At 57.4% G+C, this 9516-nt stretch carries 7 protein-coding genes and 1 pseudogene; 1 reads left to right on the forward strand and 7 read right to left on the reverse strand.

The genetic code is table 11. The features are described from left to right. The first annotated feature begins 791 nt into the window (after window positions 1-791). Window positions 792-1172 carry a hypothetical protein gene (locus GHO25_RS13425; protein WP_153390974.1) on the forward strand — a complete coding sequence of 127 codons (381 nt, stop codon included), beginning with the start codon at window positions 792-794 and terminating at the stop codon, window positions 1170-1172. A gap of 309 nt (window positions 1173-1481) precedes the next feature. Here the strand turns inward: GHO25_RS13425 and GHO25_RS13430 are convergent. The 7 genes and pseudogenes from GHO25_RS13430 to GHO25_RS13460 all read right to left on the reverse strand — a co-directional run. Then, window positions 1482-2105 (reverse strand): annotated as a pseudogene (locus tag GHO25_RS13430) (secretin and TonB N-terminal domain-containing protein); the annotation flags it as partial. Between the two features lie 228 nt (window positions 2106-2333). Continuing rightward, window positions 2334-3311, reverse strand: a complete 978-nt coding sequence (locus GHO25_RS13435; RefSeq protein ID WP_153326535.1) for a FecR family protein — start codon at window positions 3309-3311, stop codon at window positions 2334-2336. Next, window positions 3311-3805 carry a sigma-70 family RNA polymerase sigma factor gene (locus tag GHO25_RS13440; protein ID WP_153390975.1) on the reverse strand — a complete coding sequence of 165 codons (495 nt, stop codon included), beginning with the start codon at window positions 3803-3805 and terminating at the stop codon, window positions 3311-3313. Before GHO25_RS13440 ends, GHO25_RS13435 begins: the two co-directional genes overlap by 1 nt. Window positions 3806-3889: 84 nt before the next feature. Next, entirely contained in the window at window positions 3890-5209 is a 1320-nt protein-coding gene (locus GHO25_RS13445) for an MFS transporter (RefSeq protein ID WP_153326454.1), read from the reverse strand. 291 nt (window positions 5210-5500) lie between these two features. Continuing rightward, the gene (locus tag GHO25_RS13450) at window positions 5501-6931 is read right to left on the reverse strand and encodes an efflux transporter outer membrane subunit (protein ID WP_153390976.1); all 1431 of its coding nucleotides are present in this window, start codon (window positions 6929-6931) and stop codon (window positions 5501-5503) included. Then, window positions 6928-7992, reverse strand: coding sequence for an HlyD family secretion protein (locus GHO25_RS13455; RefSeq protein WP_123752123.1), 1065 nt, complete (start codon window positions 7990-7992; stop codon window positions 6928-6930). The genes GHO25_RS13450 and GHO25_RS13455 overlap by 4 nt, the downstream gene beginning before the upstream one ends. Then, window positions 7989-9516, reverse strand: a 1528-nt coding sequence (locus GHO25_RS13460; RefSeq protein WP_372240938.1) for an MFS transporter, incomplete at its 5' end; no start/stop codon positions are given. The genes GHO25_RS13455 and GHO25_RS13460, both read right to left, overlap by 4 nt.

The following is a 9516-nucleotide window of genomic DNA, read 5'->3' on the forward strand; positions in this document are numbered from 1 at the left end:
CACAGTCGAAGACCATGCACATACGCACACGCTTACGCCTAGAAGAAATATATTTCTTCTATGATGCACGCATATGAGCTTGTCAATGGAGTTCAAGACAAATAATGATTTATTTTTCAAAACCTATGACAGCTATGACAAAAATGACAAATGCAAAAAAACCTTTAAAATCAAGATAATATCGACATTAACGCTCAACATGCACAAAAACTAGCTATGACAAAATACATATTTACACGCCCCCCTTTTCCAAACTCATCGAAAATGGTGAATACCGCTCACTGTCCTGATGAACGTAAATGTCCCGGAACCGATTTGGGGCAGTAACCAAAAATCGACTTTTTACAAAAACTAATTTCTTGAAAAAACGACCATGAAAATTTAACATTTTTATCGAAATTTTTAGATATTTAATTTTTTCAACCATTGAATTATGGCTTACTTGCGGCAAAAAACCTTGTCAATAGCAAAACGAAAATAAATATAAGGTCTAACCTTAATTAACAAATAGGGTTCAACTATAGCTAAATTACTTAGTTGGGTTTTGCAACAAAGCACATTAAAAAATCAACCTCAAATAATTCAAAAATCGCCCCCAGATTTATTTCACAAAAAAACATGGGGTATTGGTCACGTTAAAATTTCAAAAAAAACGAAAGTAGCCAATTTCCTACAAGATATATCCCGGAAGCAAAACCTAAAATAGTTGAAGGTTTGGAGATACAACCTTGAAGCATTGACATATCTAAACCCTATGGTATTGGTATTGTATCAACATAGGAGTTCTAATTATGAACAAGATGGAATATGCAGGAAAAATAGGCGGTATGGTTGGTGGTTTTAAAAGGCGTGAGCGTCAAAAATTTTTAATTATGTTCGTGAAAATAATAGAAATGGATGAGCTTGATATACGAATGACCTCCAACCTAGCCAAAAAGCTAATAGTGGCTTTTTCAGGCTACCAATCAATATCTAACGATGCTCTTATTAAAGAGTTTGCTAGAAGCGGAAACAGTGTCAAACAACAAAACCTTGATATGATTGTCCATTCATTAGTAGCACGATGGGAGGATTTTTATAAAGAACAATGGAAAGAGGCAAAAATAAAAATAGACATTGAAGCAGATGAATACAAGCAATCCATTATCGAAAAGCTGGACATTAAATTATAAAAACATGTAAATCCTCACTTTACATACTTATACCCGTGAAGCTAATTTTTGGCTTTGCGGACATACCCACTCCTACACCGTAGGAATTCCCAATCAATATGTATCCCACGACGATACATGCTTATATCTTTGAACCAAGCAATCACCTTCACGGACATATATCCTACTCCCACAGAGTAGAATACCGCCGCCAATACTTTAGCCCGACCTAAACAACCATAGGTTTAGAGATATATCCTTGAACCTTTTTCTGTTACTTCTCGCCCCGCACCTTTGACGACCTCGATCAAAATTATTAGAAAAAGGTAGACCCTGTGAAATCGGCGCCATCGACAGTTGCGGCTGGCCGTACGGGGCAAACGCTGCCGGTACGCCGTCAATCAATACGGTCGAACGGGGTGACAGGCGCGAGGTCAAGCCGCGCACGCCGACGTTGAGGGAGATATCGCTGCCGCCGGTGCCGTTGGATTCCTGTACCTGCACACCGGGAATGGTCTTGAGCACGTCGCCGACGGTCATTGCGCCCTGCTCGACCATCGCCTCGCGGCGCACCACTGTTCGCGCACCGGGGTGGTTCTGCACCACTTGGGCGTTGGCATCGCCCAGCCAGTTACCCACCACTTTCACGTCAACCGGCCCCAGTTCCAGCGGGCCGGAAGCGTCGGAGGCACTCACGGTGGCCGCCGGGGTCAGGGTCACGGCGTCGCCATCAAGCTGGTAGTTCAAGCCGCTGCCTTGCAGCAGTTCACGCAGCGCTTGCTCGGGTGACAGGTTGCCGTTGACCGCAGGCGCCTGCTTGCCGGCCACCAGTTGCGGACTGAAAAACACCTGCAACGAGGTTTGCTGCGCCAACTGGCTCAACGCGGCACCCAACGGCTGGGCCTGGATATGGATGGCGCTGGCAACGGCTTCGCCGGCAAACGCAGCGGGCATCGCCGCACTGACCGCGAGGGCCAGCGCCAGTGGCAACAAGCGCGATCGTGCGCTGGACGATGGAGCTTTCAAAGATGATTTAAGCGAGGAAAACCGCACACAAGGATGGTTGTTTTTCACGTCGAGTCTTGCCCAGTTGATCGCATTTGATTGCGCTTGTTAATGCAAACCAGTTGCAGTTGATCAAGAAGACGAAGAACTCGAAAAAAACCTGAATCCGATCTGAAATTATTTTGCCGAGATGATTTCCTGGCTGCCATCGTCACGGGTTTTGATCGCCACCGGCAGGATGCGCGGCAAGGCGCTGAGCAAGGCGTCGGTGTCGTTGGTCTTGAACACGCTGGTCAGGCGCAACTGCCCCAGCGCTGGCGTACTGACGTGCAGCGGCGTGTCCCGATAGCGCGACACTTCGGCGGCAACCTCAGCCAGGCTGGCGTTATTGAACACCAGTTGCCCTTTGCGCCAGGCCGTCAGTGCTTCGGTATTCACTGGTTGTACGGCCGCCACCTGCCCTTGGGCATTGACCACCGTGCCCAGTCCCGCCGTCAGGTTAACCCGCGATCCGGGTTCGTTACCCTGCACCCGCACAGTGCCCGACTCCACGGCGACTTGCGCCTGGCCGTCCTCGTGGCGCACATCAAAACGGGTGCCGGTGACGGTCACCTGGCCAGGGCCTGCGAGCACTACAAAAGGCCGATCCGTGTCGTGAGCCACGTTGAACATCGCCTCGCCCTGCTTGAGCACCACCGTGCGTTGCTGGCGTTCAAAACTGACCAACAACTGGCTGCGGCTGTTTAGCTCGATGGCCGAGCCATCCGGCAAGGTCACAGTGCGGCGCTCGCCTGCCGTGGTGGCAAAGCTGCCCTGGTAATTGCCCATAGACTGCAACTGCGTCCACACCAATGCGCCGCCCGCCATTGCCAGCACGCTGGCCGCCAGACCAAAACCCAGTACAGAACGGCGCTTGATCGGCTTGACCGGCACCTCGCAGAGGGCCTGCAGGCGCTCCTTGGGCAGCAAATCTGCTGCCGACCAGAGGTTGACCAGCCATTGGTATTCCGTTTCATGGCTCGGATGGCGGGCACGCCAGGCCTCGAATTCTGCCTGATCCCCGGCATTCAAGGCCTGCGCCTGCACACGGGCAAACCAGGTTGCGGCAGCGTCACGCACACTGGCGATGTCGTGGGTACCGTCACGCGTATCCATCATTGAGCCTCCACCCGTTCACGCAGATGTCGCAGGGTGCGGATCATATATTTTTCCACCATGTTCTTGGACAGTCCCAGGCGCTCGGCGATCTCGGCTTGAGTCAGGCCTTCGATCTTCTGCCAGACAAACACCTTCCTGCAGTTCAGCGGGAGCTCTTGCAGGGCTTTTTCAACAGACTCAGCCAACTGGATAGCACGCATGTACTGCTCCGGGTCGCCCGTCTCGGACGAACTTGGGGGAACGGCTGCCTGCTCCTTGGCGTCACGTAACTCTTTACGGCGAAAACCATCGACAGCGATATTACGCGCCATTTGATGCAAATAGGCACGCGGCTGCTCGACGGCCTCCGAAGTGGATTCGAGCACGCGTACAAAAGTGTCATGGGCCAAGTCTTGCGCCTGCTGGCGATTACGCAAGCGACGCGTCCAGGTACCGATCAACTCTTCGTAATGTTCAAAAAAGCCCGCTCGGCGGGGCACTTTGTGAGTCATCGCACTGGACTGAATAGGTGGGGCGTGAATAGTAATGCTTCCTATTAATCCCAGCAATCATTGCGCTGACGGAAGGTTTCTGCATCACACCTCTGCCAACGCGCGCAAACGCCGCTCGACCTGATGGCCACGGGCAAAGCCGAACCAGCGGGCCGTGAGCACGCCGACCAGGCCCATCACCCCACAGAACAACACGCACACCCACGGGCTCCACGGCATCAGGGCAATCAGCAACAACGGCGTGGTACTGGCCCAAAGCGCGTAAGCGATGTTGTAGGTAAAAGAAATGCCCGATACGCGAATCTCAGCCGGGAACAAGCCAACCATGACTGACGGCACCACACCAACGATCCCGCAGGTCAAACCGGCCAACGCGTAAGCCAGCCCCGGCAAGCCCCATTGCCCGACCAGGCTGGCGTAGAGCACGCCAATCCCCAGTGGCAACAGCACGCTGTACAGCACGATGCTGCGCCAGACGCCGATGCGGTCAACGACCAGACCCGCCAACACACAGCCAATGTTCAAAAACACGATGCCTACGCTGCTCAAGGCAAACGTGTGGCTGGCGGTCATGCCGAACTGCTGTTGCATCACGGTGGGGGTAATGACGACAAACACCACCACGGCGCTGGTCAGTACACAGGTCAGCAACGCGGCGGGCAGCAATGACGGGCGAAAATCCCGCAATACTGTGCGCAAAGGTAGCTCTACCCTGCCCTCACGGCGCTCGCGCAAAGCCAGAAACACCGGGGTTTCGCTCAGCCAGCGACGCAGCCACACACCGATCACGCCAAATACGCCGCCCAGCAAAAACGGAAAGCGCCAGGCGTAATCAAGGATTTCGGCCGGGGTAAACAGTTGCGCCAGCAAGGTCGCCGTCAGGGCGCCGATCAAATAACCGAAGGTCAGACCGGCCTGTAAAAAGCCCAAGGCATAGCCGCGACGCCCGGCAGGCGCGTGCTCGGCAACAAACACCCAGGCACTGGGCACCTCACCGCCGACTGCGGCGCCCTGGAAAATCCGCAGCGCCAGCAGCAAGAGCGGCGCGAAATAGCCAATATCGGCATACGTCGGCATGATCCCGATCAGCAGACACGGCAGGGCCATCATCAGGATACTCAGGCTGAACACCCGTTTGCGCCCCAGATGATCGGCAAAATGCGCCATCAAGATGCCACCCAATGGGCGGGCCAGATAGCCGGTCACAAAAATCCCGAAACTTTGCAGCAAGCGCAGCCATTCCGGCATATCGGGCGGGAAAAACAGCTGGCTGAGGGTCAGGGCGAAGAACACGAAGATGATGAAATCATAGATTTCCAGCGCCCCACCCAAGGCCGCCAGCCCCAGAGTTCTATAGTCGGAGCGCGAAAAACGCGTCGTGACAGCTTGAGTATCGGCAGACATAAATACGCTCAAAGTGAACTGGACACGCCTATGCTGGCGCTTGATTCGAGGGCCGAGCATAACAAATCCCTGCGCAGCCACGCAGATACGAACGCTGCAACTCGTCGTGCTGAATGTTGTAGGAGCGAGCTTGCCTCGCGATCTTTAAGATCAAAAGATCGCGAGGCGAGCTCGCTCCTACACGTGGAGGGGTAGTAAAAAGACCCTATCGCGAGACAAGCTCGTGCGTTGGATTCGGGATGCGCCTCAAATCCTTGGCCCGAGCCTGTCTCGCGATAGGGTCTCGATTTATTAGCCCTGCCAGCCTCCGCCCAGCGCGCCATACAGGTCGACCAGCGAGAGTGAGACCTGGGCGGTGCTGTCGACCAGCGCCGCCTGGTTGGCCAGCAGTGCGTTTTGCACGGTCAGCACGTTAAGAAAGTCCACGGTGCCCTGGGTGTACTGCTGGTGAACGCTGTCCAGTGCCCGCTGGTTGTGGGCGACCGCCTGCAGCAGGCTGTCGCGGCGGCGCTGGTTGGCCTGGTACGCCACCAGCGCGTCGTCCACTTCGTGCCAGGCACGCAGCACGGTTTTCTGAAAGCCAATACCGGCTTCTTGCTGGCGGCCTTCTTGTAATTGCAGCGCGCCCTTCAGGCGTCCACCCTCGAACAAGGGCACGCTCAGCCCCGGGCCAAAGGCAAAGCTGCGCGAGCCCCAACTGCCCAGGTCCGACAGTTGCAACGCCTGAAACCCCATATTCCCGGACAAGGTAATGCGCGGGTAAAAGTCCGCCTCGGCGACGCCAATCGCGGCCGTGGCTGCATGCAGTTGGGCCTGCGCGCGGCGAATGTCCGGGCGTCGTTCTGCCAGTTCGCTGGGCAAGCCGATCGGTACGGTCGCGGCATAGGACGGTACGTTGGCAGGCGTGCTCAATTGCGCTTGCAAGGCTCTTGGTTCACGCGCCAGCAACAGGCTCAGGGCGTTGATCAATTGCGCGCTGTGCTGTTGCAGCGGTGCCAGACGCGCCTGGATTTCTGCGACTTGGGCTGCCGCCTCAGAGACTTCCAGGTCTGTGGCCACGCCTTCATTGAGTTGCAACCGGGTCAGTTCCAGGCTGCGTTGGGCGATGTGCAGGTTCTGCTCGATCACCGCCAGCCCTTGCTGGGTGCTGCGCAGCTCAATGTAATCCTGGGCGGTCTGCACAATCACCAGCAGTTGCACGGCATGGCGGTCTTCTTCAGCCATTTGCACCGACGCATCTGCCACCTCCACCGAGCGCTTCACGCGCCCCCACAGGTCGGCTTCCCAACTGATGCCGAGCCCGCCGTTCCACAGGTTAAACGCTTGCTTGCCCGCTTTACCCGACGGGTCATTCAAGCCGCGCTGGCTGTTGCGACTGCGGCTGTAGCCCGCCGAACCGTCTACCGCCGGCAGCGTGTCGGCGGCGACCTGACGGCGCATGGCCCGGCTTTGCTCAAGGCGGCTGGCGGCCATTTGCAGGTCAAAGTTGCGCGTCTGGGCTTCACGTACCAACGCCGATAACTGCGCGTCGCCAAAACTGTCCCACCAGCGCATGTCCACCGGCGACTCAGCCGTCCCACTGTGCCCGGACTGGCTTGGCGTATTCGCCCAATGCGCGGCCAACGGTGTCTCGGGCGTCTTGAAGTCAGGCCCCATCACGCAACCGCCAAGGCTCAGCAGGCTGTAACAGGTGACGGCGCAGGTCATTATTTTGCTGTTCATCGTGCGCTGACCTGCTGCCCGGAGGTGCTGGCGGTGTCGACGGATGCATCCACCGACATGCCCAGACGCAGTTGCTGGATCAACGGCTGGTCTGAGTCCAGGGTGATTTTGACCGGGATGCGCTGCACCACCTTGGTGAAGTTGCCGGTGGCGTTATCCGGCGCGATGGCCGAGAACGTCACCCCTGTGGCCGGGGCAATACTGTCGACGGTGCCGTGCAGTTGCTCGCCGGGGAAGGTATCGACCGTAACCATCACCCGCTGCCCCGGGCTCATGTGCGTCAGTTGATGCTCAAGAAAGTTCGCCACCACGTAGGCCTTGGCCACCGGCACCACGGCGAGCAAGGTGTCGCCCGGCTTGACGTAAGCGCCTTTGCGCACGCTGCGACGCCCGACCACGCCGTCAAACGGCGCCACCAACTGGGTGTATGACAACTCCAGTTCTGCCCGTGCCTGCAACGCTTGTGCATGCTGCACCGAAGCCTCGGCGGCGGTGTGTTGCGCGGCCAGCACTCGTGTTTGCTGGCGGGCGGCTTCCAGTGCCGCGCGGTGTTGCGCCAATTGTGCTCGGGCTGTCTGTGAGCGGTTCTTCGCCTGCTGCGAGTTTTGCAGAGTGCCTGCACCCTGCCCGGCCAAGTGCTCATAGCGTTGTAACTCGTGCTCGGCGAACTCCACCTGGGCGAGGTCGGCATCGACCGTGGCCTTGGCCTCCTCAATCAGCGAACGCTGGCGCTCAAGCATCGCCTGGGCATTCATCTGCTGGGCCTGGGCCGTGGCCACCATGGCCTGGGCGGCCATCACGCTGGCTTGATAATCCTGCGCATCGATGCGCGCCAGCAACTGCCCGGCTTTGACCGGCTGGTTGTCCTCTACCAGCACTTCATCAATAAAACCCGCGACTTTCGGCGCGATCAGGGTGAAGTCGGCACTCACATAAGCATCATTGGTGCTTTGCTCCGGACCGCTGGCAAACACCACGCGCCACAACCCGTACAGCACCGCCAGCGCCAGCACCCCTGCACCCGCCATCAGCAAAGGCTTGCGCCCGTTTGTCGTACTCATTTAACTGCTCCCGCCACTGTGCCCGGCGGATAAATCCGCGTCGGGCCAAAAGGAATAATGACAACCAATAAAATCGCGACACCGGCCATGCACAGGTACAAATCCGACGAGGTCAGTACCATCGCCTGCTGGTGCACCCGGTGCGCCAGATCAGCCCCGGCAGACACCAGCGGCGAGTTGCCCAGGCGATCGACCAGGCTCATCGAGTGGAAGTGCTCACGGTTGACTGTCAGCACTTGCAACACGCTGCCCGCCGCCACCGCCGAGAAGCCTTTAACCGTGTTGAACCAGGCCGATGCGAATGGCCCGTCAGCCGGATTGAGGCCACCCGTGGCCAGCATCAGCAGCGGGATCACCGCCATCGGCTGAGCGATGATTTGAATCGCCTGCAAGGCGTAAAAGTTCTCGCGGCTCCACACCGAAGTCACCTGCGACCCCAGCGCACAGGCCAACGCCAGCAAGCCCAGACCGATGGCCAGTACCCAGCGGCAATCAACCCAGCGCAGGTTGCACAGGGCGACCACCAGTGGCAGCGCAATCAACTGCGGCAAGGCCACCATCAGCATCACCGGCGCAGTTTCCAGCGGGCGATAGCCCTGAATCTCCGCCAGGTAGCTGGACGGGATCTTGATCACCGCCAACAGCACAAACAGCACCCCGGCCAGAGTCAGCAAAGCGCTGGAGAGGTTGCGGTTCTTCAGTAACTGCAATTTGAAGAACGGCAGCGGGTGCGACCATTCGTTGATGAAAAACAGCACCAATAAGGCCAGCCCGCCGACGATAAAGATCCGGATCATTTCGGACTCGAACCAGTTCAGCCGCTGGCCAAGCTCAAGGCCCAGCACCAGCATGATCAAACCGGGCAAGCCGAGCAGCAGCCCGCGCCAGTCAAACTGCTTGAAACGCTCCAGACGCAGCGGGTCTTGCGGCAAACCCCAGGCCACACAACCCATGGCCAGCAGGCTGAGGGGAATGACTTGCCAGAACGCCCACTGCCAACCGGCGTATTCCACCCACCAGGCCGACAACGGCGTACCAAAACTTGGGCCAAAGGTGGCGGTCAACGCATAACTGCCCAACCCGTACAAGCGGATGTGCGGCGGCAAAAAACGCAACGCCACCGACATCAACATGGGCGGCAACGCGCCCCCGGCAAACCCTTGCAAGGTCCGCAGCAACATCAACACAGAAACGTTGGGGGCGAAGGGGCACAAGATGCCCAGCAGCAAAAACGCGCCGATCGCACACAAGGTGAAGCGGCGCAGCGAGAACGTCGCCGCACACCACGGCGCGAAGGCCATGGCACTGATCGACGTGGCCGAATACACCGCCAGCAACCAGGTGCTTTCGTCATAACCGATGCCCATGGCGCCGCGTATGTCCGGCATCGCCACTTTGGTCACGTTCTCGTTAAAACCCGAGACCAACACCGCCAGCAGTACCCCCACCAGCCCGGTAAAAATCCGCAGGCCAAACGCGGCACTGGCCGGTGGCGCTGCAACGGGCGGCGCGACGCTGACCGAG

It is taken from the genome of Pseudomonas sp. FSL R10-1350, assembly GCF_009600525.1.
In the GTDB taxonomy this organism is placed as follows: Bacteria; Pseudomonadota; Gammaproteobacteria; order Pseudomonadales; family Pseudomonadaceae; genus Aquipseudomonas; species Aquipseudomonas helleri.

Bases quoted from the DNA above. Each gene is read 5' to 3' on its own strand.
- GHO25_RS13455 (WP_123752123.1), bottom strand. From the start codon at position 7,992: ATGAGTACGACAAACGGGCGCAAGCCTTTGCTGATGGCGGGTGCAGGG.
- GHO25_RS13445 (WP_153326454.1), bottom strand. From the start codon at position 5,209: ATGTCTGCCGATACTCAAGCTGTCACGACGCGTTTTTCGCGCTCCGAC.
- GHO25_RS13440 (WP_153390975.1), bottom strand. From the start codon at position 3,805: ATGACTCACAAAGTGCCCCGCCGAGCGGGCTTTTTTGAACATTACGAA.
- GHO25_RS13425 (WP_153390974.1), top strand. From the start codon at position 792: ATGAACAAGATGGAATATGCAGGAAAAATAGGCGGTATGGTTGGTGGT.
- GHO25_RS13450 (WP_153390976.1), bottom strand. From the start codon at position 6,931: ATGAACAGCAAAATAATGACCTGCGCCGTCACCTGTTACAGCCTGCTG.
- GHO25_RS13435 (WP_153326535.1), bottom strand. From the start codon at position 3,311: ATGGATACGCGTGACGGTACCCACGACATCGCCAGTGTGCGTGACGCT.